At 70.4% G+C, this 22,970-nt stretch carries 18 protein-coding genes and 1 pseudogene; 10 read left to right on the forward strand and 9 right to left on the reverse strand.

The genetic code is table 11. The features are described from left to right. Positions 1-127: 127 nt before the first annotated feature. The 4 genes from ACIPSE_RS43750 to ACIPSE_RS43765 all read left to right on the forward strand — a co-directional run bounded on the left by ACIPSE_RS43750 (position 128) and on the right by ACIPSE_RS43765 (position 4,410). A complete protein-coding gene (locus ACIPSE_RS43750) occupies positions 128-1,393 on the forward strand; it encodes a methyltransferase domain-containing protein (RefSeq protein ID WP_401674973.1) in 1,266 nt (421 codons plus the stop codon). Positions 1,394-1,530: 137 nt separating this feature from the next. Further along, positions 1,531-2,739 (forward strand): molybdopterin molybdotransferase MoeA, encoded by a 1,209-nt coding sequence (locus tag ACIPSE_RS43755; RefSeq protein ID WP_401674976.1) that lies wholly within the window; start codon positions 1,531-1,533, stop codon positions 2,737-2,739. A 299-nt stretch (positions 2,740-3,038) separates the two neighbouring features. After that, on the forward strand, positions 3,039-3,656 hold the full coding sequence (locus tag ACIPSE_RS43760; RefSeq protein ID WP_401674979.1) for a nucleoside deaminase: 618 nt from the start codon (positions 3,039-3,041) through the stop codon (positions 3,654-3,656). 61 nt (positions 3,657-3,717) lie between these two features. Continuing rightward, positions 3,718-4,410, forward strand: a complete 693-nt coding sequence (locus tag ACIPSE_RS43765; protein WP_401674981.1) for a M24 family metallopeptidase — start codon at positions 3,718-3,720, stop codon at positions 4,408-4,410. On the opposite strand, the gene ACIPSE_RS43770 is transcribed toward ACIPSE_RS43765, so the two are convergent. Both ACIPSE_RS43770 and ACIPSE_RS43775 read right to left on the reverse strand, forming a co-directional pair. Beyond that, positions 4,386-7,112: a molybdopterin-dependent oxidoreductase gene (locus ACIPSE_RS43770; protein WP_401674984.1), complete on the reverse strand. Its 2,727-nt coding sequence runs from the start codon at positions 7,110-7,112 to the stop codon at positions 4,386-4,388. The genes ACIPSE_RS43765 and ACIPSE_RS43770 overlap by 25 nt on opposite strands. Then, positions 7,109-7,921: an FAD binding domain-containing protein gene (locus ACIPSE_RS43775; protein WP_401674985.1), complete on the reverse strand. Its 813-nt coding sequence runs from the start codon at positions 7,919-7,921 to the stop codon at positions 7,109-7,111. The genes ACIPSE_RS43770 and ACIPSE_RS43775 overlap by 4 nt, the downstream gene beginning before the upstream one ends. A gap of 213 nt (positions 7,922-8,134) precedes the next feature. Here ACIPSE_RS43775 and ACIPSE_RS43780 point away from each other — a divergent pair, with 213 nt between their 5' ends. After that, complete coding sequence (locus ACIPSE_RS43780) at positions 8,135-9,718, forward strand: PucR family transcriptional regulator (RefSeq protein WP_401674988.1); 1,584 nt, start codon at positions 8,135-8,137, stop codon at positions 9,716-9,718. On the opposite strand, the gene ACIPSE_RS43785 is transcribed toward ACIPSE_RS43780, so the two are convergent. Next, positions 9,672-10,070 carry a molybdopterin-binding protein gene (locus ACIPSE_RS43785; RefSeq protein WP_401674990.1) on the reverse strand — a complete coding sequence of 133 codons (399 nt, stop codon included), beginning with the start codon at positions 10,068-10,070 and terminating at the stop codon, positions 9,672-9,674. The genes ACIPSE_RS43780 and ACIPSE_RS43785 overlap by 47 nt on opposite strands. 41 nt (positions 10,071-10,111) lie before the next feature. On the opposite strand from ACIPSE_RS43785, the gene ACIPSE_RS43790 reads away from it, so the two are divergent. From ACIPSE_RS43790 to cynS, 3 genes are all read left to right on the forward strand, one after another. After that, positions 10,112-11,044 (forward strand): LysR family transcriptional regulator, encoded by a 933-nt coding sequence (locus ACIPSE_RS43790; protein ID WP_401674992.1) that lies wholly within the window; start codon positions 10,112-10,114, stop codon positions 11,042-11,044. A 104-nt stretch (positions 11,045-11,148) separates the two neighbouring features. After that, complete coding sequence (locus ACIPSE_RS43795; protein WP_401674994.1) at positions 11,149-12,309, forward strand: NAD-dependent formate dehydrogenase; 1,161 nt, start codon at positions 11,149-11,151, stop codon at positions 12,307-12,309. A gap of 218 nt (positions 12,310-12,527) precedes the next feature. Continuing rightward, on the forward strand, positions 12,528-12,974 hold the full coding sequence (cynS, locus tag ACIPSE_RS43800) for a cyanase (RefSeq protein WP_401674997.1): 447 nt from the start codon (positions 12,528-12,530) through the stop codon (positions 12,972-12,974). Positions 12,975-13,400: 426 nt separating this feature from the next. Here the strand turns inward: cynS and ACIPSE_RS43805 are convergent. Continuing rightward, a pseudogene (locus ACIPSE_RS43805) lies at positions 13,401-14,024 on the reverse strand (transposase); the annotation flags it as partial. A gap of 956 nt (positions 14,025-14,980) precedes the next feature. Between ACIPSE_RS43805 and ACIPSE_RS43810 the strand changes: the two are divergent. Continuing rightward, positions 14,981-15,646 carry an HNH endonuclease family protein gene (locus ACIPSE_RS43810; protein WP_401675000.1) on the forward strand — a complete coding sequence of 222 codons (666 nt, stop codon included), beginning with the start codon at positions 14,981-14,983 and terminating at the stop codon, positions 15,644-15,646. Positions 15,647-16,988: 1,342 nt separating this feature from the next. Further along, positions 16,989-17,237 (forward strand): DUF6207 family protein, encoded by a 249-nt coding sequence (locus ACIPSE_RS43815; RefSeq protein ID WP_401675002.1) that lies wholly within the window; start codon positions 16,989-16,991, stop codon positions 17,235-17,237. A gap of 676 nt (positions 17,238-17,913) precedes the next feature. Here ACIPSE_RS43815 and ACIPSE_RS43820 read toward each other — a convergent pair. From ACIPSE_RS43820 to ACIPSE_RS43840, 5 genes are all read right to left on the reverse strand, one after another. Further along, a complete protein-coding gene (locus ACIPSE_RS43820) occupies positions 17,914-18,279 on the reverse strand; it encodes a hypothetical protein (protein WP_401675004.1) in 366 nt (121 codons plus the stop codon). 139 nt (positions 18,280-18,418) lie between these two features. After that, complete coding sequence (locus tag ACIPSE_RS43825) at positions 18,419-19,114, reverse strand: PIG-L deacetylase family protein (RefSeq protein WP_401675006.1); 696 nt, start codon at positions 19,112-19,114, stop codon at positions 18,419-18,421. Beyond that, entirely contained in the window at positions 19,111-20,364 is a 1,254-nt protein-coding gene (locus ACIPSE_RS43830) for a phosphodiester glycosidase family protein (RefSeq protein WP_401675009.1), read from the reverse strand. The genes ACIPSE_RS43825 and ACIPSE_RS43830 overlap by 4 nt, the downstream gene beginning before the upstream one ends. Positions 20,365-20,411: 47 nt before the next feature. Then, on the reverse strand, positions 20,412-21,419 hold the full coding sequence (locus ACIPSE_RS43835) for a phosphotransferase (protein ID WP_401675012.1): 1,008 nt from the start codon (positions 21,417-21,419) through the stop codon (positions 20,412-20,414). Beyond that, entirely contained in the window at positions 21,416-22,927 is a 1,512-nt protein-coding gene (locus ACIPSE_RS43840; protein WP_401675014.1) for a Gfo/Idh/MocA family oxidoreductase, read from the reverse strand. The genes ACIPSE_RS43835 and ACIPSE_RS43840 overlap by 4 nt, the downstream gene beginning before the upstream one ends. Between the last annotated feature and the right edge of the window lie 43 nt (positions 22,928-22,970).

The following is a 22,970-nucleotide window of genomic DNA, read 5'->3' on the forward strand; positions in this document are numbered from 1 at the left end:
CTGCCGCATCTGCTATGACGAAGCGGAATGTGAGATAGCGCATGAGGGGGTGATGCGACGTGTGGTCTGGTATCTGCGTTTGTTCGCAGCCGTCGTCCGGGTACGGTCGTGCGGGAGGTGGTGGCCGGTGATCCAGATCGTGGAGCACGCACCGCAGGAGGGGCCGTACGCCATCGGCGACGCGCTGGAGAAGGCCGGACTGCCGTTGCGGGTGTCCCGGACCTGGGCGGGCGATCCGGTGCCGGACACGGTGGACGACATCGTGGCCCTGGTGGTGATGGGCGGGCCGATGGCCGCCTACGACGACTTCCCCAGCCGCACGGCGGAACTGGCGCTGCTGCGGGCCGCGCTGGAGGCGGAGGTGCCGGTGCTCGGCGTGTGCCTGGGCGCGCAGCTGCTGGCGGTCGCGGCGGGCGGTGCGGCGAGGCCCGGCAACGGAGCGCAGGTCGGCTGGAGCGGCGTACGGATGACCGGTACCGCGCACGACGACCTGCTGTTCGCGCCCGTGCCGGAGCAGCTTCGGGTGCTGCACTGGCACAGCGACACGATGGATCTGCCGCCCGGGGCGAGGCTGCTGGCGTCCTGCGACCGCTACGAGGCGCAAGCGTTCCGGGTTGGCGCTTCGGCGTGGGGGATGCAGTTCCATCTGGAGGTGGACGAGGCGGCGGTCGGGGCGTTCGCCGCCGCTTTCCCGGAGGAGGCCGCTGCCGCGCCCGGTCTGGTGGAGTCGGCGCCGGTGGAGCTGGCAGTGCTGGCCCGGCACCGCGACGGCGTGTTCGAGCGGTTCGCGGCCTTCGTCGCGGCCCGCGCCGGGCATACGGCGACCCGGGCCTTTTTCACGCGGCGAGCGGCCGGCTGGGAGGAGCGGTTTGCCGACGACGGACCCCGATATGCGGCGGCCGTCGCCCGGATGGACCTGCGGTCCGGCGGGCGGGTCCTGGACGTGGGTTGCGGCAGCGGCAGGGCGCTGCCCGCGCTGCGCGCGCAGGTCGGTGCAGAGGGTGTCGTCCTCGGAGTGGATCTCACCCCGGCGATGCTCACGGCCGCCCGGCGCGAGGGGCGCGGCGGTCTGCTGCTGGCCGACGCCTGTCGGCTTCCGTTGCCGACAGGGGCGTTGGACGGGATCTTCAGCGCGGGTCTGGTCGATCACGTTCCCGACTCTGCCGCCGCCCTGACCGATTGGGCGCGCGTGACCGCCCCAGGCGGGGTCCTGTTGCTCTTCCACCCTTCCGGCCGCGCAGAGCGCGCTGCCCGCCACGGCCACCCGCTCGACCCCGCTGACCTGCTCGCTGAGCAGAACCTGCGGCCGGTGCTGCGGGCGACCGGGTGGGATCTGGCCTCCTACGAGGACGCCTCACACCACTTCCTGGCGCGGGCGGTGCGCGCTGGCTGAACTTGTGGTGCCGCACCGCGGCAAGCCCTTGTGCCCGTGGACCTCACGTCCGGGCCGGGGTAGACGTGAACGCCCCGTGTCATGGCGGCAACGCAGCGTGCGGTGGACGGTAAAACGGCGGCGCCACGGTGGTCGCCATGACCGTCCTCGCCGCCGTTGCCGCCCCGCTCGCCTCCTGCCGTGACCTGCCGTGGCCGAGCGCACGCGAACGCGCCCACGCGGCATCGGCCCCGCTGCCCACCCGGCACGTACCGCTCGCCAGCGCGGCGGGTCTGACCCTGGCCGAGGTACTGCGCACCTCGCAGCCGATGCCGGGTTTCGACACCGCCGCCATGGACGGCTACGCGGTCGGCCCCGGCGCCGGCCCGTGGCAGGTACGGGGCACCATCCGGGCCGGCGGCGGACGGACGGCACGGCCGCTGGGAGAGGGAGAGGCCGTCGAGATCTCCACGGGCGCACTCGTTCCGGCGGGCGCGCGGGCCGTCGTTCCGGTGGAGCTGACCGAACGAACCGGCGCACGCGTCCACGGCCCCACCCCGACTGACGGCAAGCACATCCGCCGCACCGGAGAAGACGCCCCGGCCGGCGCGCCCCTCGCCCCGGCGGGCACCCGCATCGGCCCCGCCCTGCTCGGCCTGGCCGCCGCGACCGGCCACGACACCCTTCCGGTACGGCAGCGCCCTCGCGTCCGGATCCTGGTCACCGGCGACGAGCTCACCCACACCGGCCGCCCCGCACCTGGCCAGGTGCGCGACGCCCTCGGCCCGCTCCTGCCGCCCCTCGTCCAGGCCATGGGCGGCGAGACCACCGACCTCCACCACGTGCCGGACCGGCCCGCCGGGTCCCTGGCCACGGCCGTCCATGCACTGCCGTACGACGGCGCGGAGGTGACCGTGGTGACCGGCTCCACCTCAGTCGGCGCCACCGACCAGCTGCGGATGCTGCTGGCCGACGCGGACGCCCGCTGGGTGGTCGACGCGGTCGCCTGCCGCCCAGGCCACCCCCAACTCCTGGCTCAGCTCCCGGACGGGCACTGGGTTGTTGGCCTGCCCGGCAACCCGTACGCCGCGCTGGTCGCCGCCCACACCCTGCTCACCCCGCTCCTGGCCGGCCTCACCGGCCGCTCCCTGCCTACACTGCCCCGCATCCCGCTCACCGGCGACATCCGTACCGCCCCCGGGCGCACCCGCCTGATCCCGGTGTCCTGGGACGGCAGCACCGCCCACCCCGTCGGCGGCCACCGCCCCGCCTTCCTGCAAGGCGCCGCCCTCGCGGACGCCCTGGCCGCCGTAGGGCCGGACTGGCAGCCCGGACAACCGGCACCTCTCATCCATCTCATCTCCTGACGCGAAGGCCACACCATTACCGCAGCCTGGTGATCATCGGGAAACCGCGCCGCAACCCGCGAGACACGCAGCCATGGCAGGCTGGACGGCGAACTTGCAGGTGAAGAGCCCCCGAAGCAGCGAGGAGGAGGTCGCCGTGGACGCGTTTCCCGTACACAGCACCGACCTCCGACGCGGCGCCCGCCAGCGCGCATGGAGCAGCGGGCGCATCGCCCACGGCCGACGAGACGCCTGAGCCCGCCACCGCGCGCTCACCCCGCCGCCACTCGTCTCCGCTCGCCGCCCCTGTGAGGACCGCCATGCCCGCTGCCCTGCCCACCCACTTCGCCGTCCAACTCCCCGACTGGGTGACCTCCGAACTCTCCGACGTCCCCGACACCCTGCCCACCGACGAGGACCGTGTCCGCGTCGTCAACCGCCTCGCCGCCCGCAACTACCAGGAAGGCACCGGGGGTCCGTTCGCCGCCCTCGTCGTCGAGACCGAGACCGGCCGCCTCCGCTCGGCTGGCGTCAACCTGGTCCTGGCCTCCGGCCTGTCCTCCACCCACGCCGAAGTCGTCGCCCTGTCCCTCGCCCAGGCGGGCCACGGCACCTGGGACCTGGGTGCCCCCGGCGGCCCCGCGCTGGAACTCGTCGTCAACTGGCGCACCTGCGTGATGTGCTACGGCGCCGCGATGTGGTCAGGGGTGCGGCGACTGCTCATTGCCGGGCACGGTCCCGAGGTCGAGGACCTGACCGGCTTCGACGAAGGCCCCATGCGGGACGACTGGATCGAGCAGTTCGACCAGCGCGGCATCGAGATCGTCACCGACGTCCTGCGCGCCGAGGCCGTGGAGGTCCTGCGGGCCTACGGCGAACGCCCGGACGTCGTGGTCTACAACGCCCGGGGCCGCGGCTCGATCCACACCTCCGCCTGAACCCGCCCGGGCCACTCCCATGCGATTGATCAAATGATGGGCTGAAATGTACGTTCCGCTCATGGCAAACGATGATGAGCCCACGCGCGCGACACGACTGCTGGACGCCCAGGCGAAGGCCGTACGGCTCTTCGCGGAGATCGAGGACCGCGGGCTGGTGGCGCCGGGGCGCGGCGAACGCGAGGTCAGCGACAGCGTGCGGGACCTGGCGAACGAGCTGTTCGGTACGACCCGGCACTGGCACAAGCGGATCGTGCGCTCCGGCCCCAACACCCTCAAGCCCTACCGGGAGAACCCGCCGGACCGGGCGATCGGCACCGACGACATCGTGTTCGCCGATTTCGGGCCGATCTTCGAGGAGTACGAGGCCGACTTCGGCCGGACCTTCGTCCTTGGCGGCGATCCCGTCAAGCACCGGCTCCGGGACGACCTGGCCGAGATCTTCGGCGCTGGCAGGCGGTTCTTCGAGGCCGACCCGGAGATCACCGGCGCACAGCTGTACGCCGAGGTGGAACGGCTTGCCAAGGACGCTGGCTGGGAGCTGGGCGGCTGGCATGCCGGCCACCTGGTCGGCGAGTTCCCGCACGAGACGATCGACGGCGCGCACCCGGAGTCGTACATCACCCCCGCCAACGACACCCCGCTGCGCCGTACCGACAAGGCCGGGCGCCGCTGCCACTGGATCCTGGAGATCCATCTCATCGACCTGGAGCGGGAGTTCGGCGGCTTCTACGAGGAGTTGCTGACGTTGTGATCCCGCAGGCCGAGCCACACCCGGTCGCGGGTGAGGGGTAGTTCGGTGAAGCGGACGCCGGTCGCGTCGCGCAGGGCGTTGGCGAAGGCGGGGGCGACCGGGTTGAAGGGGCTCTCGCTCATCGACTTGGCGCCGAGCGGACCGATTGCGTCGGTGGTCTCCATGAAGTGGACCTCGGTGCGGGGGACGTCGGCGTACTGGGGGAGCCGGTAGCGGCGGAAGGCGGCCGTCTCGACCTCGCCGCGCTCGTCGATGCGGACGTTCTCGAAGAGGGTCGCGCCTAGTGCCTGGGCGACGCCTCCCTCGACCTGGCCCCTGCACTGCATGGGGTTCATGACCTTGCCCGCGTCGGCCGCGTGCACACTGTGCAGGATGCGCATCTCGCCGGTGCCGGGGTCCACGGCCACGCGGAACCACTGCGCGTTGAAGGCCACCGAGCGCGGGGTGCCGCCGAAGTGGCCGTCGGCGGTGCACTCGACGCCGACGTCGCGGGCTGTGGCGTACAGCTCCTTGAGCGGGAGGCGTCCGCCGGGGTGCAGGACTGCCTCCTCCGCGAGCCGGCAGTCGGCGCGCGGGACGCGCAGGCGGGCGGCGGTGAAGTCGAGGAGCATATCCGCCAGCGCGCGGGAAGCGCGCAGGGTCGCCTTACCTGCGACCACGACCCCCGTGGAGGCGAAGGCGCCGGTGTCGTGGCGCACGACGTCGGTGTCGGACTGGCGGACGGTGATCCTGTCGACGGTGGTGGCGAGTTCGCCTGCCGCGATCTGGCGGTGCACGGTGGTCGTGCCGTTGCCGAACTCGGCCGTGCCGACGGCGAGATCGAAGGTCCCGTCGGGGAGCAGGGTCGCCTTGGCGTCGGCGATATGGCCGCCGGGCGGACCGGTCGCGATCATCGCCAGCGCGGCCCCCTCGCCGACCAGCCAGCCCTCGGGGGCTTCCTCCGCCGGTTCCGCCTGCGCCCGGCGGACGATCTCCAGGCACTGGTCGAGGCCGTAGCTTGCGATGTGCAGATCCTCCTCATGGCCGCCGGGGGTGACCATGGGCTCGCCAGGGCCGATGATGTTCATGGCCTTGAACTCCAGAGGGTCCAGGTCGAGTCGGCGGGCGAGCTCGTCGAGCGCCGACTCCATCGCGAACATCACCTGGCCGAGGCCATAGCCCCGGAAGGCGCCCGCGGGGACGGTGTGGGTGTAGACGGAGTAGGCGTCGACCTTCTTGTGCGGGGCGCGGTAGATGGCCGTCGACTCGCCGACGCTGTGGAACATCACGGCGGGGCCGTGATTGCCGTACGCCCCAGTATTGGACACCACTCGCAGCTGGAGCGCGGTCAGGGTGCCGTCCCGCCGTGCGCCGAGCTTCACGTGGATGGTGAACGGGTGGCGGGTGGTGGCGCCGTAGAACTGCTCGGCGCGCGTGTACTCCAGCTTCACCGGCCGCCGCAGCCGCAGCACGGCCAGCGCCACGATGTCCTCGACGAGCATCTCCTGCTTGCCGCCGAACCCGCCGCCGACCCGGCCCGCGACCACGCGCACCTTGTCCTCGGGCAGGTCGTAGAGGGCGCACAGGGCGCGGCGGGTCAGAAACGGCGTCTGGGTGCTGGAGCGGACCACCAACCGCCCGTCCTCGTCGAGCCAGGCCACCGCACCGTGCGTCTCCAGGCTGGCGTGCTGGACGCGCTGTGTCCGGAAGGTCTCCTCGTACACGGCGTCCGCTTCGGCGAACCCCGTCTTCACGTCACCGACCTCGCCGTGCGCCTCGCCCACCACATTGTCCCGCGGGCGGGAGATCCGGGCCGTCACCGGGTCCTTGTCGTGCACGATTGGGGCGCCAGGCCGCATCGCCGCCTCCGGGTCGAGTACGGCGGGCAGGACGACGTACGACACCTCGATCCGCCGGCAGCCCTCCTCGGCCGCCGCCTCGCTGTCCGCGACGACCGCCGCCACGCGCTGCCCGATGTAGCGCACGGTGTCGTCGAGCACGCGGGTGTCGTCCGGGTCCTCCGTCGGGTGTTCGTGGCGGGCGGTGGAGAAGTGTCGTTCGGGGGCGTCGAGATGGGTGAACACGGCGTGCACGCCCGGCACCTGGAGAGCGGCCGTGGTGTCGATCGCGGTGATGCGGGCGTGTGCGTGCGGGGAGCGCAACAGCTTCATGTGGAGCAGGCCGGGGACGTCGATGTCGAAGGTGTAGCGGGCGGTGCCGGTGACGACCTGGGGTCCGGCCGGGGCGGGCAGGTTGCGTCCGACAGATTCGCCGGCGCCGGGCGCCTCAACGTGGCAAAGGCCGCGTACCGCCTCCTCGATCGCCCGGTAGCCGGTGCAGCGGCACAGGTTGCCCTTGAACGCCCGCGGCAGATCGGCGAGTTGGTCCTCGTCGAGCTTTGCCGTGGTCATCAGGAACCCGGCCGTGCAGAACCCGCACTGGAAGCCCTGCGCGTCGAGGAACTTCCGCTGTACGGGGTGGAGTTCGCCGTCCTTCGATGCCAGGCCCTCGACTGTGGTGACGGTGCGGCCGTCGGCCCGGAAGGCCGGGTAGAGGCAGCTGTGCACGGGCTCGCCGTCCACATGGACTGTGCAGGCGCCGCAGTCCCCGGCGTCGCAGCCCTTCTTCACGCCGAACCAGCCGTGTTCGCGCAGGTAGGTGCGCAGACACTGGCCGGGGCGCGGCTCCTCCTCGTGCTGGCGTCCGTTGACCTCGACCCTCACCGGGTCACCTCCTGGCGGATCTCCTCCGCGTAGCGGTATGTCATGTGGCGCCGCCACTCGGGCAGCCCGTGGATGTCGTCGAACCACTCGTGCTCGGCGACCGCGGAGCCGATCGCCGTACGCAGGCCGTCCGCGCTCGGCGGCCGTGGGAAGCACAGCCGGACCGGGCGGACCGTCGAGGCGGTGACTGTGATCGCGAGCGAGCCGTCGACGGGGTCCAGCGCGCCAATGACCAGGACGCCGGAGCGGCCGAGCCCGTACAGCGATGCCTGCCGGAACGCCGTACGGCTCGACAGCGCCCGGGCGGGCAGGGTGACGGAGCGCAGCAGCTCGCCCTCGGCGAGGTCCTTGCGGCCCGCGCCGGTGACGAAGTCGGCGACCTTCACCCGGCGCCGTACGCCGTCCTGGGCGCGCAGCAGGCACTTGCCGTCCAGGGCGGCCGTGAGCGAGATCATCGGGCCTGCCGGGAGGGCGTTGCAGAGGTTGCCGCCGACGGTGGCCATGTTCCAGATCTTGAAGGAGGCGAGGAAGGCCCGGCAGCACTGCTCGAACAGCGGGGCGGCCTCGGCGTCGAAGCCCTTCGCGAAGCGGGACAGCTGGGCGATGGTGCAGGTGGCGGCGATCTCCAGCGATCCGTCCGGAAGCGTCTCGACCGGGGTCCAGCCGGTGCGGCTCAGATCCACCAGGCGCCGCAGGTGCGGCTGCGGCTCGGAGAACAGATACGTGCCGCCGCCCAGCCAGGCGTCGCCCGGCCGCCAGGGCGCAGGGGCCTGGGCGTCACGCACCTCCACCACCGTGTTCAGGTCCATGACCGCCAGTGAATCAACCCATACCGGGCCCTGACGACTGGTTCACAATACGGAAACGGCGGTTTTCCCGGGTCGCTATCTGGAGGATCAACCAAAAGGCGTATCGCTCATCCGATCTTGCATCTACCATGCAGTTACTCGCATACACCTCGTGGATGTGAGATGCCGGGTGGCCGCCCCGCCACCCGGCATTTGGCTAAGGAGTTCCAGCACATGCGCGTCGGACACCTGTTGCAGGACGAGTGCCTCGGTCTGCGTCTGCTGTGGGCCGCTCCCTCGTTGCTGGGGCGGGAGATCCGCGGGGTGACAGTGACCGATCTCGAAGACCCCGCCCGTTTCGTGCGGCCGGGGGAGGCCGTGCTCAGCGGGCTCGTCTGGTGGCCCGCGGGGGACGGAGGCGGGGACGAGGCGGCGGAGCAGTTCGTCGGGGCGCTCAAGGACGCCGATGTGGCGGTGCTGCTGGCGGGCGAGGAGGCGCGCGGCGCGGTACCCGAGGCGCTGGTGGAGGCGTGCGCGCGGCATGGCGTGCCTGTGGCGGCGGTGCCCGCGCACCTCATGTTCCGCACGATCACGGAAACCGTCTACATGAGGCAGTGGGGCGAACTGGCCCGCCACCACATCCTGCCCGAACACCTGCGGGATCGCCTCAACCGGCTGATCGCACAGGACGCCTCCCCGCGGACGGTGCTCACCACGGTCCTTGCCCACTTCGGCGACGTCACCGCCTACGTCGTCACGGCCGCTGGCCGGACCGTTGCGGCCACACCCGGCGCAACCCCGCTCCCCCTTGACGAAGCTGCCCCACTGCCGGACGGCGACGCGGGAACGACCCTCCTCGTCCCGGCCGGCACCGGCACGCCGTACGACCAGTGGTACCTGCACCTGCCAGCGGTCAGCGCCGGCGCCGTACCGCCCGGGCTGTTGCACGAGATCACCCTCGTTCTGGCCCGCTGTCGGCAGGCACAGGCCCACCGTCGTGCGGGCGAACGGCGGCTTGCCGATGAACTCGGCGCGCTACTCGCCCAGACCGACGTGGACACCACTGTCGTGGAGATGGCGTGGCGCGCCTGCGGGCTGCTGATCGATGGCCGCCCATACCACGTGTTCGCCGTCCATGCTGGTACAGCTCTGGACGATGGCCTTGCGGTGGCAGCCCTGGCGGAGGCCGTCGCCTATGCGGAAGCCGGGCCCGCCGCGGTGGGACGCCTCCCCGACGGCACCGCCTTCGCCGTCCTGCCTGCCGACGGACACGACGCCGTGGCAGAGGTGTGGCCACTGGTCGCGGCCTGCGTGCCGGATGCACCGCTGCACGGCGGCGCCGCCTCAACAAGCGGCAGCACCGAGGACCTGCCGGGTGCACTCGCGCGGGCCCGCTACGCCCTGGCCTCGGCCCGCACCACCACGCCTGGCACCTCCGGGCTGACCAACGCCGCCGCTCTCACCAGCGTCGACACCCTGCTGACCGGCGTACCGGCCGAGGTACGCACCGCGTACAGCCGCACAGTCCTGGGCCCGCTGTCCAAGGCGGGCTACGGCTCCGCCGCCATGCTGCTGGAGACGCTGGAGACTTTCCTCGCCCACGACGGCTCCTGGGCCCGCACGGCCGAGACCCTGCACCTGCACGTCAACACTGTCCACTACCGCATCCAGCGCGTCGAGCACCTCACCGGCCGTGACCTGTCCCGCCTGACCGACCGCCTCGACCTGTGGGCCGCCTTGCTCTGCCGGACGGGGCCGGTTGCGCCCGCCGCTACGAGCGGGCGACGTGCACGTCCGTCGACTTCACCCGCGCGGTGACCGTCACGCCGACCGCGAGGCCGAGTTCCTCGACTGCCTCCCGGGTCACCAGCGAGACCACGTGGTGAGGTCCGGAGTGGATTTCCACCTGGGCGACGACGTCATCGACGGTCAGGGCCGTGACGATGCCGGTCAAGGCGTTGCGCACGGACGTCGGCGGCCCCGCCGAGGCGCCCCGCCCGTCATCGGCAGCCCGTTCCTTGGCGAACAGCGCCAACCCCGCGCCGTCGATCATCCGGTTGCCCGCGCCGTCCCGCCGCATCGGCAGCTGTCCCGTGTCGGCCCAGCGCCGCACGGTCTCCGAACTTACCCTCAGCAGGCGCGCGGCCTGGCCAATGCTGTACGACGGCATCCCCGAACCCTAACCGGACGACTCGCCCAGGAAGGCCGTGCATGTTGCTGCGCCAGCTGGAGTATCTCGTCGCCCTCGCCCGCGAGCGGCACTTCGCCCGTGCGGCAGCCGCCTGCTTCGTCTCCCAGCCCTCCCTGTCCGCCGCGATCCGCCGCCTCGAACACGAGCTGGACGTGTCGATCGTGCGGCGCGGCCAGCGCTACGAGGGCCTGACCCCCGAGGGCGAGGTCGTCCTGGCGTGGGCCCACCGCATCCTCGCCGAACGTGACGCCCTGCAACAGGAGCTGTCCGTCCTGCGCGGCGGGCTGTCCGGCACCCTGCGCCTAGGCGTCGTCCCCACCGCCCTGCCCGTCGCGTCCCTGCTGACCAACCCGTTCTGCGAACGCCACCCACGTGCCGGAGTGACCCTGCAGTCCCTGTCCTCCGAGCAGATCAGGCACGGCCTCGCCGAGTTCGAACTGGACGCGGCGATGACCTATCTCGACGACGACACCCTGCGCCAGGTGCGCCGCTTCCCTCTGTACGAGGAGCGGTACATGCTGCTCACCCCCCTCGGCGGCCCCCTCGCGGACGCCGAGCGGGTCAGCTGGGCCCAGGCCGCCGCGCTGCCCCTGTGCCTGCTCAACTCCCGCATGCGCAACCGGCGCATCATCGACGACTGCTTCGCCGCCGACGGCGCCACGGCCGACCCAGCGATCGAGTCGGACAGCGTCGCCGGACTCTACGCCCATCTGCCCGGAGGCCGTTGGTCCAGCGTCATCTCCCACGCCTGGCTGCACATGTTCGGCGTACCCGGCGGCATGCGGGTGGTGCCGCTGGAGGGCCCCGCACACGGGCCCAGGGTCGGACTGGTCATTGCCCACATCGAACCCACGCCGGTCCTCGCCCAGGCCCTGGTGACCGTGGCCCGCGAGGCCGGAGTCCGCGACGCCCTCGACCGGCGGCTGCGCTCCCACCTCGGCGGACACGACTGATAGAAGCGGCCTATGTGGGCATAGCGAGGAACGCTTTGACCAGTCCCTTCCGTGACGAGGATCGTGAACAGCACCCACTCCGCGCCAAGTTGAGGAGCCGCGACATGGCCAAGGTGCTCTGCGTCCTGTACGACGACCCGACCGACGGATACCCGACCTCCTACGCCCGCGACGACATCCCCGAGATCACCGGCTACTCCGGCGGTCAGACCGCGCCGACCCCCGAGGCTGTCGACTTCACTCCGGGCCACCTGCTGGGCAGCGTCTCCGGTGAACTCGGCCTGCGCTCCTTCCTGGAGAAGGCGGGACACACCCTCGTCGTCACCTCCGACAAGGACAGCGACGGGTCCGCCTTCGACCGCGAGCTGGCCGACGCGGACGTCGTCATCTCGCAGCCGTTCTGGCCGGCGTACCTCACGCCGGAGCGCATCGCTGCCGCGCCGAACCTCAAGCTGGCGATCACCGCCGGCATCGGCTCCGACCACGTCGACCTCGACGCCGCGATCGCCCACGGGGTGACGGTCGCGGAGGTGACGTACTGCAACAGCATCAGCGTCGCCGAACACGTCGTCATGATGACGCTCTCCCTGGTGCGCAACTACCTGCCCTCCCACCAGGTCGTCCTGGACGGCGGCTGGAACATCGCCGACTGCGTGGCCCGCTCCTACGACCTGGAGGGCATGCACGTCGGCACAGTCGCCGCCGGGCGGATCGGCCTCGCGGTACTGCGGCGCCTCGCGCCCTTCGACGTCAAGCTCCACTACACCGACCGGCACCGGCTCTCGGAGGACATCGAACGCGAACTGGGACTGGTCTGGCACGAGAGCACAGCCGACATGGTCCCGCACTGCGACGTCGTCACCATCAACGCACCTCTGCACCCCGAGACGGAGGGCCTGTTCGGCGACGAACTCCTGGCGACCATGAAGCGCGGCGCCTACCTCATCAACACCGCCCGCGCGAAGATCGCCGACCGTGACGCCATCGACCGCGCCCTGCGCAGCGGCCAGCTCGCCGGCTATGCCGGTGACGTCTGGTACCCGCAGCCCGCCCCAGCAGACCACCCCTGGCGGACCATGCCGCACCACGGCATGACCCCGCACATCTCCGGCTCCTCCCTCTCCGCCCAGGCCCGCTATGCGGCGGGCACCCGGGAGATCCTGGAGTCGTGGCTGGCGGGCCGCCCGATCCGCGACGAATACCTGATCGTCGACGGCGGTGCCCTGGCGGGAACGGGGGCCCACTCCTACTCGGTCACGAAGTGACGAGTTCCCCGGTCTGGACATGATCGGTGGAGGCGACCCCCGGGCTGCTTGGAGATCCGGTTGACGGGTGTACCCGTCGACATCACCCGGGGGCGGCTTCCCCATCCGACCTGGAAGGCTTGCCCGGCGCCTTTGGCGGACAGGAAGATCGCCACAGGCGCGAGAAAACTGGCTGGTCTCACTGGAATCGTGACTGACTACCGTCGATGGAGGTACACGTGCTCAGCAAGCAGGAAGCCGCCGAGGCCGTACGTCAGGCCAAGGTGAAGACTGGGGTCACATGGACACAATTGGCTGAAGCGGTCGGGAAACCCCTGGCCTGGACCACGGCGGCCCTGCTCGGACAGCACCCGATGGGCAAGGACGAAGCGGCCACAGCGGCGGCGCTGCTCGAACTCGGCGAGGATGCCGCACTGGCATTCCAGCTCCAGCCGACCAGAGGGGCTCTGGACGCTGCCGTCCCAGTGGACCCCACGATCTATCGGTTCTACGAGATCGTCCAGGTCTACGGTCCGACCATCAAGGAGCTCATCCATGAGCAGTGTGGTGACGGCATCATGAGCGCGATCAACTTCAGGCTCGATGTTCAGCGTGTTCCCGACCCTGCCGGAGACCGGGTCGTCGTCACCCTCGACGGAAAGTACCTGCCCTACCAGTGGGAGTGAGCACGGCCCAGGGCGGACGGCGTTCGGGTCTCCCGATACGCCGACCGCGCAGGGGAGGACGCGCCCTCGGGTGGTGCCAACAAGCCCTCCTTGGAGGTAAATTCCGGCGCGGGCCGGGCGGCGAGCACCATAATCGATCTACGGGGACTGTCGCAGCGCTGTACGGGTATCCGGTGAAGTCGATGCTTGGCGAGTCGGTGATCGCCGTGGCGGTGACCGAGAGCGGATGTACGCCGTACTCGAGCAGACGGGAGCGGTCGGCAGCGCCAAACACGCGCGCCCGCGGGGGATGAACCCACCTATGAGGGCTACTGGCTCCGGGAGGTCTACTGCTCCCCGCGCCCGAGGGGATGAACCCGCCAACGCCAAGGGCGTCACGGGCTCGCACAACTGCTTCCCGCACCCGGGGGGCCTCTATGTCGTTCGTCAAGCGAGGTGTGGGGTTCGGGGTTTGTAGAAGGTGCCGTCGGGAGCATCGCGAACAGCACGTTGATTCGCTGGCGGGCCAGGCGGAGCAGGGCTTGTGTGGGGGTCTTCCCGCGGGCTCGGCATCGGTCTTAGTAGGTGCGGGAGGTGGGATCGTGCAGGGCGGCGAACGCTGACAGGAACATCGCGCGTTTGAGCTGCCGGTTGCCGCCTCTGGGCGCGTGTTTGCCGTGGATCGAGGTCCCCGACGACTTCGTGGTCGGGGCGAGGCCGGCGTAGGAGGCCAGGTGGGCGGCAGTGGGGAAGCTGGTGCCGTCGCCGACGGTGACCAGCAAGGTGGCGGCGGTCCTGACCGCGACCCCCGGAATCGAGGTCAGGACCGTGGAAAGAGGGTGAGCCGCCAGCAGTTGTCCGATCTGTGCTTCCAGGGCTCGTCGCTGTTCGTGGACGGCCGCGAGTGAATGGGCCAGGGACGGGATCACGAGGCGAGGGTGCCGGTGCCCGGGACCACGACGGTCTGCTCGTCGAGCGCGTCGAATTCCTCGTCGATCAGCTGCTGGGCCATGCGCGAGCCTTTGGTCGGATCACCTCAACGAGCTTGCGGCGAGCGGCTTTTCGCAGGGCGCGCCCTCGTACGGGTCTTCCGCCGCATACGGAGACGGCCGCTACTCCTCAGTCCGCCTAAGCGGGTGGCACGGGGCGCCGGCCGACCGGCACCGCGGCGGAAGCGGTCACGCCAAGTTCCCCCTGCGAAGGCGGACGTTCACCTGCCGCAAGGGTGATTCATCCCCTGACGTTGATCGTATGTCCGCACCGCCGTCGCCGCCCGGAGGGCCCCGCCCGCGAACCGGCGCCAGCGTGCGCTTGCGTGGCGGGCCGACCGCCACGCCCTGTCACTCTTCAGGTTCTGGCTGATCAGCCGTGGCGCTACCGTCATCGGCATCTGCCTGCTGCTCTATGTTCTCAACGGCTTCGTGAACGGCTAGACCCCGGCGTACGAGGTCATGACCGGCATCACCTCACCCGCCGGCGACACCGTCCCCACCCCGTGATGCCGACCGCGGCGGCCCGGTGAAGGAGTCGTCTCGCAGCGTCATTCCGAACCGGGAGACGGCATCTGGAGAGGGGAGCCGCGCGGTCGGACAGCGTGCGCGAACTCCGCCTGCGGTTTGAGTATGCGTGGCGGGTATCGGGACGGCAGCAATCTTGATCAATAGGGCTGATGTATCTGGAAGCCGTCGTGGCTTTCACCCTGTTTCACTCTCCCGTGCGGACTTTCGCCAGGCCGGGTGAGCGCGCAGGCCTCGGTGGCCTCGCGGACGTGTGCTTGGCCCCGTGCTGAAGGAGCGGATCCCCGCCACACGGTTCAAGAACACGCCTGTCCGGCCGCCTGATCGGGCGGAGGTTGAGGAGGTAGCCGCCGGCGCTCGTCGACGCCTCGGCCGCCCACGTGGCGGGTGGTGTCCGGCAGTGTGACTTACCGTCCGTGGGGGTGAGGTGACGTCCGATCACCTGCCCGGCCCGGGTCGGGCCCGCTACGAAGATCACGAACCTGTTTCCTGGTCCTCAAAGGAGCCCGTGTGCGTCCCACTGTCCTGACATCCGCTGCTGTGCTGTCCGTGCTCGCTGCCTTGCTCACCCCCGCCACCGCCCACGCTGCCGAGCCCGGGGAGAGCGTCGTCCTGCCTGTGCGTGATGCCCTCAACGCCCTCCCGCTCGCTGACGAAAGCCGCACCGGGTACGAGCGGGCCAAGTTCAGGCACTGGATCGATGCTGACCGCGACGGCTGCTCGACGCGCAATGAGACGCTGCTGGACGAGGCTGTCACGGCTCCCGAGCAGGGTGCCGGCTGCCGTCTGAGCGGGGGAGAGTGGTTCAGTGCCTACGACGACCGCTACATCGCTGGACCCGGCGGTCTCGACATCGACCACCTCGTCCCGCTGGCGGAGGCCTGGGACTCCGGGGCATCGGTGTGGACCGCGAAGGAACGGGAGGCGTACGCCAACGACTTGGACGACGCTCGGGCCTTGATCGCGGTGTCCGCGGCCAGCAACCGGTCGAAGAGTGATCAGGATCCGTCCACGTGGATGCCGCCGTCGGCCGGCTACCGCTGCACCTACGCCACCGACTGGATCACCATCAAAACCCGCTGGGGCCTCACCGTCGACCCGGCCGAACAGAGTGCCCTGACAGGCATTCTGGACGACTGTCCCAACGCACCCGTCGACGTCACCCGCGCCCGCTGAGAGGCGGGCGGCCGTCTTCAACGGCCGTCCAGACGCAGACGCAGAAGGAGGCCGCCCGCTAAGCCGGGCGGCCTCTCTTTGCAGAGGGTGATGGAGAAGGGGCGGCCGCCTACGCGGCGGGTGGCTCTGCGGGGCTTCAGCCGGACGATCGTCCCCGCAGGCGATAGTTGAGGCCCGGGGGCACTGTCCCCTCCACCATCACACCCCCATCAACCAGGCGAACCCGCTTCCGTATTCCTGATCGGCGGCCGGATGTCCGGTCTCCGTGAAGGTGGCGAGCGTCCTGCTGATCACGGCGAATCGTCTGGACCTCGATGGGCGTTACGGCTGCGCGTGCGGATCGTTGAGTCTGTTATGGCTACGCGTGCAAGTTCTCGGCTCTGCGTGATGTGCGGGACCGGCCTGCTCGGCGGGACGGCGTATCTGGTCGACGGCGTCCGGCGGCAGGGCCGTCGGGCGCCTACTCGCTTCCTGATCTGCGAGTCCTGCTACGAACGGGGGTGTCCGGATCCGGAGACGGGTCTGACCCGGGCGGTCTCTACCCGGCAGACGCGGAGCATGGAGTGGAGGGCACTGGCTGGCCGCGGCGCGGCTCTCCCGCCGCAGGCGTGTATCGCCGGTTGCGGCCTGGTCGTGGTGCGCGGGGCAGAGAAGGCGATGCGGGGGGTGACGTGCTCGCGAGCGTGCCGGACATCACTCACGCGCAAACGTAACGGAGGCATCGGGTCGGGCCGCCCCTGCGGAGCCTGCGGCACGCCCGTTACGGCTGGGCGTGCAGATTCTGAATACTGCACCGCGGCCTGCCGGCAGAAGGCATACCGCAGCCGGCGCGCCCGCCGGCTGCCGTCGGATCCCGTCCCGGAGCTGCTGGAGGCGATCGTCCCCTTCGTCACCACCAACGTCTCCGGCATCTCGCAGTCGCTCCACAGGGCGCTGCATCGCGTACATGACGCACATCTGCGTGACCACGCTCCGGACGAGTTCCTCGCCAGACTCGCCGCCATGGACCCCGAGCGGGTCAAGCTCCCCGACACCGACGAAGGCCGTCGACTCCGCGCCGCCCTCCGCCACCTTCGGACGGCCCAGAACCTTCACGCATAGCCATAACAGACTCAACGACCCGCACGCCCAGCCGTAACGCCCATCGAGGTCCAGACAATTCGCCATGATCAACAGGACGCTCGCCACCTTCACGGAGACCGGACACCGGACTGCGGCATCCACCAAGTCAGCCGCCGCGCGGCGGGCCCTGTGTGCCCTTGGCCTTGCCTGCGGGTACCCGGTCGGGTGAAGTCCTTGCGTAGGCGGAACTCTGCTCTGGGGCCCGCGCGTGGTGGCGTACATGGATCCGATCAACGAGACACATGTCAGCAGGCCGGGCCTGGTCGTCGTCGACGTCGCGGCCGCCGACGACGACACCGCGCTCGCCTTCCAGCAGATGCTCGCCGACCGGTGGGCGACGGCTTCGGCGGAGCGGACGACACACGATGTCGGCCAGCCGGGCGTGCGGCTGCGCTGTTACCTGGATCTGCGCCAGCCCAGCGCCCCGGACGACGCCCCACTGCCGGTCAGCGCAGCCGACCCCTGCTGACTGGCGCGCGCCGGTGCGTGTCGAGCCACTGCGTTGCTTCCGCGCCCTGATCGAGTACCCGCGGCTTCCGGACGTGGTGGCGCGAACTCAGCGAGCCGTGTCGCCCTCCCGGACGCCGTGGCGGTCGTATGGACTGTGCTTCAGGGGGCGAACTCGTCCGAGATCTCGATGGCGTAGTTCCTGCAGGGCGGTTGCATGGTCTCGGTGTTGAGCGTCTGCCCGGAATCGATCACGGCCTTGAAACCGCGGTAGTACTGCACATACAGGTCCGGCGTGAAGGGACCGGCGGTGAGGACAACGTCGTCGCCGCGCCGAGCGTGGGCGGCGAGTTGGGCTCTGAGCGGGGCGGGGCCAACCCGGGTGAGGGCGGCGATGTCGCGGATGAGGCGGCTGATGCCGACGCCCCCACCAACTCCGCGGTGTCCGGCGGTTGGCCGTAGACCTCGCCGCCCCGGGAGAAGCCGGCCGAGCCTGGCCCGCTTCTCCCGACCGGGTCCGTCGCAGGTTCAGGAACCACGGTGCGAACTTGCCTGTCTGCTCCGTGCGCCGAGACATAACGGGCCAGGTTCCGGCAGACCTCTCGGCCCGAAGAGCAGGCACTCCGCGATCTGCTACGACCTCGACAAATGATCCGAGACCATCATCGGTCGGAACAGCGGCAGGGGTGAAGGCGAGATCAGCTGGCCGCGGTGGGGACTTCGGTCACGTCAGTTGTGAGCTCGACCGCGTCCAGCAGTTCGCCCAGTGCTCGCGCCGCAGCCACAAGCTGCGGATGGTCGCCCCAGGCGTTGGCGCGGCCATTGGCGCGCTCATCCAGATCGGAAAGGTGGGTGGCGTAGAAGTCGCAGCCTGCTGCGGTGGCCTCGTAGAACTGGCAGTGATCGTCTCGCTGTGTGTCTGCCGGGATCGGGGCGATCAGGCCGGCTCGAAGCAGCAAACCGGCATGCCGGTCGAGCGCCAGCAGCGAGCCGAAGTAGCGGGTGTCGTGACCCTCCGCTGCGCCGCGCACCAGCCCCAGCTCGTGAAGCGGCAGGTTCTCCACGGTGTCCTCCTCGATCGCCTGTCAGTGTCCCATGAACGGGCGGGACGGATGGCTGCATCATCTTGGGTATCACCGGCTGGAGGTTGAAGCACGAGCTCAGCCCGCGGGCCAGGACATCAGATGGTCCCCGCGTCACTGGTCAGGTACCTGTTGAAGACCCTCGGGAGCGGGACAGGTTCTCCCCTTCGGTGTGTGTCGCAAACCGGATCGTGCGCACGGTGCGGAACAGTTCCGCGCATGTGTGTCCTGCGGGAAAGCGTTCAACTACACGGTGGTGGACGTGCTGGCGGTGCGTCACTGTGGCCAGTGTCGTGAAGGCGTTCATGTCGAACTGAGTTTGTGAAGCGAAGCACTGGAGAGCTTCGGCCTTGTTGTTCAGGAGCGCCGGAGTCCCGATGAAGACCTCGGTGGGTTCGAAGGCGCGGCTGTAGGGGGAGCGGAAGTAGGACAGGTTGTCGGCTTCGCGGAGTGCCGCGGTGGTGACCTCGTCTGCTGTGATGCGATGGTCGAGATGCTGGTCATCGGGGTAGTGGGTGTAGACGATGTCGGGGCGTCGTTCCCCCATGATGCGGAAGAGCTCCCGGTTGATTTCCACGCGGCGTTCCACGAACTGGTTGTCGGGGATCTGGGCGAAGGTGTATTGCGCGACTCCGAGGACTGTGCCGGCAGCCAGACACTCGGAGCGGCGTCGTTGAGCCTCTTCCGGGGTGAGTGCGCCGGGGCTGAGGCAGTGGACTCGTACGTGGTCTCCGGCGAGGGAATGATCGCGCATGCGCATACCCATGGCGATTTCAGCGTCGTCGGGGTGGGCGACGACGATCAGGACGTCGGTCACGGGTGCGCCTTTCCCGGGCAGGGCTTGAGGACGAGGGCGCTGTGCAGGGCTCGGCCCTGGACTCCTTGCCAGCGGAAGGGTTCCGTGGTGTCGGCTGGCCATCGCATGTAGTGCATGCTGCCGACGACGATGGTGCGGCAGGCGCGCCGGTAGGCGATCTTCGAGGAGGCGCCGCCGTCGAGGTGGTAGGCGTGGTGGGGGTCGAGGCCGTCGGCCGCGCAGAGTCCGGCGGTCTCGCGTGGGGTCGCGCCGCGGAAGGTGTCTGTGTGGGGGGCGCCGTCGAGGATTTTCAGCAGCAGCTGGTCTTCGTGCAGCGCGATCAGCGTTCGGGCATGCCGGGCGTCGTCTTGGAACGGGGATTTGCCCAGGGAGGTGTCGTAGGCGGCCGTGTGCCCGTTGGAGGCGTCGGCGACGCTCGGGCCCAGGGAGATGCCCGATTCGAGAGGGCTCGCTTCCTGGCCGGCGATGGTGGTGATGTCCACGAGTGCGCCGACGGTCACGTCCGCCATGGGATGGTCTGCGCGCAGGATGAAGTTGCCGCTGAAGAGGTCGCTGCCGCCGCCCGGTCGGATCTGGCTCACTCGCAGTCCTTGCTCCGGATCGTGGGCCACCACGTAGTCGACGGCGGACTCGGACAGGGGAGTGGTGTTGGACGAGCGGTCGACGTGGCGCAGGAAACCGGTCCGCGGGTGGTCGAGGTAGCGGATCTCGCAGTTCGCGGCGCCGTACACCAACAGGGGAGCACCCGGTCCCGGAGGCACGGCGGGTTCTTTGGAGCCGGCCCACCGGTGGGGGCGCTGGTCGAGGGTGAGCGTCCCCTGGGCTGGGAGGGGCGCGATGACGGGGTGGCCGTCTCGCACAAGCAGCGCGGGCTTGCCGATGGTCGGCACGCTGGTTATGGCGCCGTTGCGGCAGCAGAAGTCCAGGCACGGTTCGGCAGGCTGGTAGTCGGGGTCGTCGGAGATGAACGCGAACGAGCCGCTCACCGCCGCCAGGGCACTGCCGGACACGAGCTCGCGCAGGTGGAAGGTGTCGGTGCGTGAGTGCACCTCGGCCCGGACGGCTTCGAGGTCGAGGGCGAGTGTGTGGACGTTGGTGAAGCTCCCTCCGCCCAGGTCCACGCACCGGCTGTGCAGGCGGGCGCCGGGCGCGATCGGGACATCCCGGTCGGTGGCGCGGATCGCGAAGGCGCGCTGGTTCAGAGCGATGGCCTGCACGTCGGGGACGTTGTAGCCGTGGGCGCGAAGCACTTGGACCGCTTCACTGTCCTCGTCGCTGGGGGCAGGCCGGGTGGGCGTCATACGGGGGCCGTCCCGGGCTGGGCGGCACGGATGAGGTCCTGCAGGGTGAGCGGCCCGTGGTCGAGCAGGGTGAGTGTGCGCTTGCGGAAGCGGTGGGCGAGCGCGGCGGGCTGACCGAGCGCGTAGGGGACGATGCTGTGGCCGAGACGGTAGAGGGCGGCGCCGGCGGCCACCGTGGCGGTCAATGCGGCGTCCGGCTGTGTGAGGGCCTGACCGTCCAGGTAGCCCGTGAGCAATGCCGGGACCAGGGTGGGGAGTTCGTGCGGCCGGGCGAGGTGGTGGATCAGGAGGTGTCCGGTGAAGTAGCCGAGGTCGTAGAGCGGCCAGCCGTGATGGGCGTTGTCGAGGTCGCACAGGCCGATGCGCGCGTCGGTGAGGCTGATGTTCTTCGGCGCCAGGTCCCCCAGGACGAGCTGGCGCTCGGGGCGGCCGGCCATCTCCGTGCAGGCCGCGTCCAGTGCGGGGTGCCGCGGGGAGCGCAGTGCGAAGTCCCGCTGGTAGAGGGGGAATCGAGGGTCGAGCTTCTTCCGCTCGGGTGGGCGCGCGTCGCGGGTGGCCCGGTGGATATGGCGCAGCGTGCGGCCGAGGCGGGTCATTTCACCCGTGGTGGCGGATCGCTCGCGCAGGTGCTGGTGGTAGGTGCGGCCGTCGGGGAACACATCGCTGAGCACCATCGTGTGCGTGGCGTCGTGGAAGGCGAGGACCCGCGGGAAGACGCCGGGCGCGGCGGAGTGGTAGAGCTCCAGCAGCCGGTACTCGTCGCCGATGAGCGCCGGATCGGCGCGCAGGGACGGGATGCGGGCGTAGCGCTCCCGGCGGATCTTGATGATCACGCGGCCGGCGGGGCCGCGTACGGCGAAGACGTGGGCGACATTGCCGCCGCTGACGTGTTCGACCGAGAGGGGAACGCCGGTGTGAGGGCGGCAGTCGGCGAGTATGTGCGGCAGGTCCTCGCCGAGGAGGTCGGCCAGGGAGGGCAGGGGTGGTGGGGCGGCGACGGTCACCGCACGATCACCTCCGGGCCCCTCACCTGTGCGGGGAGCGTGGCGAGTGCCGGGGCCAGACTCAGCGTGGTCTCGGGGGAGGCGCCGCTGAACCGGTGGGCCATCGACAGGTAGGTGCCGGCCATCAAAGCGGCGGCCGTGCGGTGGGTGGTGAGGTCGGAGCGCATCTGGTGCCGGGCACGACGCCCGTTGAGGTAGAGGAGGAACTCGTGCATGCTGCGCCGCCGTGAGGACTGCTGGGTCGGCATTGCGAGATGGCCGTCCGCGGTCGTGGTGAGCTCGTCGTGCCCGAGGCGGGTGTACGGCTTCCAGTCGGGCCGGAAGCGGTTGTTGCGCAAGACGTGCACCTCGATGTGCCGGTCACCGCCAGCCGTGTAGCGGTCGCCGGCCACGTCGTCCACAAGGGTCTGCAGGGAGCGCAGGTGCAGAGCCTGGAAGGGGCCTTGCTGGATGATGTGCGTCTCCTGCCGTACGCGGCCGTTGCCCGTGTAGAGGGCGGCGGCGGGGGCGAGATTCCCGCGCTGGGAGAAGCCGTTGTGGATCAGGTTGAGGGTGGCGAGGGTGAGCGTGCGCCCGCCGCGGGTGAACGCCATCGAGATGCCCGCGTCCACCTCGCCGAAGCCGTGCAGGCCGGCGCACAGCTCGGTCTCGGTGTACTGGTTGCGGGCGGCGAAGCCGTCGAAGAGTTGCTCGTAGTCGGTGACGGTCAGCTGCGCCAGGAGGTCGTCGGGCCGGGTGACCTCGGCGTGGACGCGTACCGCGTCGGCCGTCTTGTTGCTGGCGTCACCCGCGGCCAGCAGCCACGGGATGATGTCGAAGAAGTGGTAGCCGCTGTGGGCGCACTTGCCGTAGCCGCGGCTGTAACCGTGGTAGTCGAGGTCGAGCAGTTCGTCGGGCAGGCGCCACTGGCCGTCGCTGTGGAAGGACTGCACGGAGGTGACCGGGCAGCCGGTCGCCTCGGCGATCTCCGTGATGAGGTCGCGCAGCCGCCAGAACGCCGGGTGGTAGCGGCGCTGGGACTGCACGCTCACCAGGACGTCCGGATGGTGCCGGCGGGCGCGGTCGTAGTGGGCGATGAGGTCGTCGACGTCGGTGAGGATCGCGCCGGCCTGCACCGGGTCGGTAGAGGCGTGGGCGCGCACGCCCAGCGGCTTGTCCAGCAGGATGCTCAGGCCCCGGTCGAGCGCCCAGCGGGCGTAGACCATGTGGAAGGCGGGCTCGGTGGCCACGACCACCGCGTCGATGCCGCAGCGGGCCACGAGGCCGTCCAGGGTCTGGCGCACAGCCTGTGGCAGCGGGTGCTCCCCGGCCGGGAACGGCTCGATGGGGGTCACCGGCACCTCGCGCGGTCCGTCGTCGCTGTCGAGGGCGGTCCGGACGCTGGCGGCGCCGAGGACGTCCACCCCGCGGACCGTGCCGACCAGGCCGTCGCGCTGTCCGGCGGCCAGGGCGGGCAGATGGGAGCGGCGGGCGTGCGGACCGACGCCGATCACCAGCACGTTCTTCATGTCCTCGCCTCCTCCCGTTCCCTCGTACCGCAGTGGTGGGGTG

Origin of the sequence: Streptomyces sp. NPDC090106 (assembly GCF_044747265.1) — a bacterium.
Taxonomy (GTDB): Bacteria; Actinomycetota; Actinomycetes; order Streptomycetales; family Streptomycetaceae; genus Streptomyces.

What these genes read in the sequence shown, in the direction of transcription:
- ACIPSE_RS43755 (WP_401674976.1), top strand. Translation starts at nt 1,531, where the DNA reads ATGACCGTCCTCGCCGCCGTTGCCGCCCCGCTCGCCTCCTGCCGTGAC.
- ACIPSE_RS43760 (WP_401674979.1), top strand. Translation starts at nt 3,039, where the DNA reads ATGCCCGCTGCCCTGCCCACCCACTTCGCCGTCCAACTCCCCGACTGG.
- ACIPSE_RS43765 (WP_401674981.1), top strand. Translation starts at nt 3,718, where the DNA reads ATGGCAAACGATGATGAGCCCACGCGCGCGACACGACTGCTGGACGCC.
- ACIPSE_RS43775 (WP_401674985.1), bottom strand. Translation starts at nt 7,921, where the DNA reads ATGGACCTGAACACGGTGGTGGAGGTGCGTGACGCCCAGGCCCCTGCG.
- ACIPSE_RS43780 (WP_401674988.1), top strand. Translation starts at nt 8,135, where the DNA reads ATGCGCGTCGGACACCTGTTGCAGGACGAGTGCCTCGGTCTGCGTCTG.
- ACIPSE_RS43785 (WP_401674990.1), bottom strand. Translation starts at nt 10,070, where the DNA reads ATGCCGTCGTACAGCATTGGCCAGGCCGCGCGCCTGCTGAGGGTAAGT.
- ACIPSE_RS43790 (WP_401674992.1), top strand. Translation starts at nt 10,112, where the DNA reads ATGTTGCTGCGCCAGCTGGAGTATCTCGTCGCCCTCGCCCGCGAGCGG.
- ACIPSE_RS43795 (WP_401674994.1), top strand. Translation starts at nt 11,149, where the DNA reads ATGGCCAAGGTGCTCTGCGTCCTGTACGACGACCCGACCGACGGATAC.
- ACIPSE_RS43815 (WP_401675002.1), top strand. Translation starts at nt 16,989, where the DNA reads ATGGATCCGATCAACGAGACACATGTCAGCAGGCCGGGCCTGGTCGTC.
- ACIPSE_RS43840 (WP_401675014.1), bottom strand. Translation starts at nt 22,927, where the DNA reads ATGAAGAACGTGCTGGTGATCGGCGTCGGTCCGCACGCCCGCCGCTCC.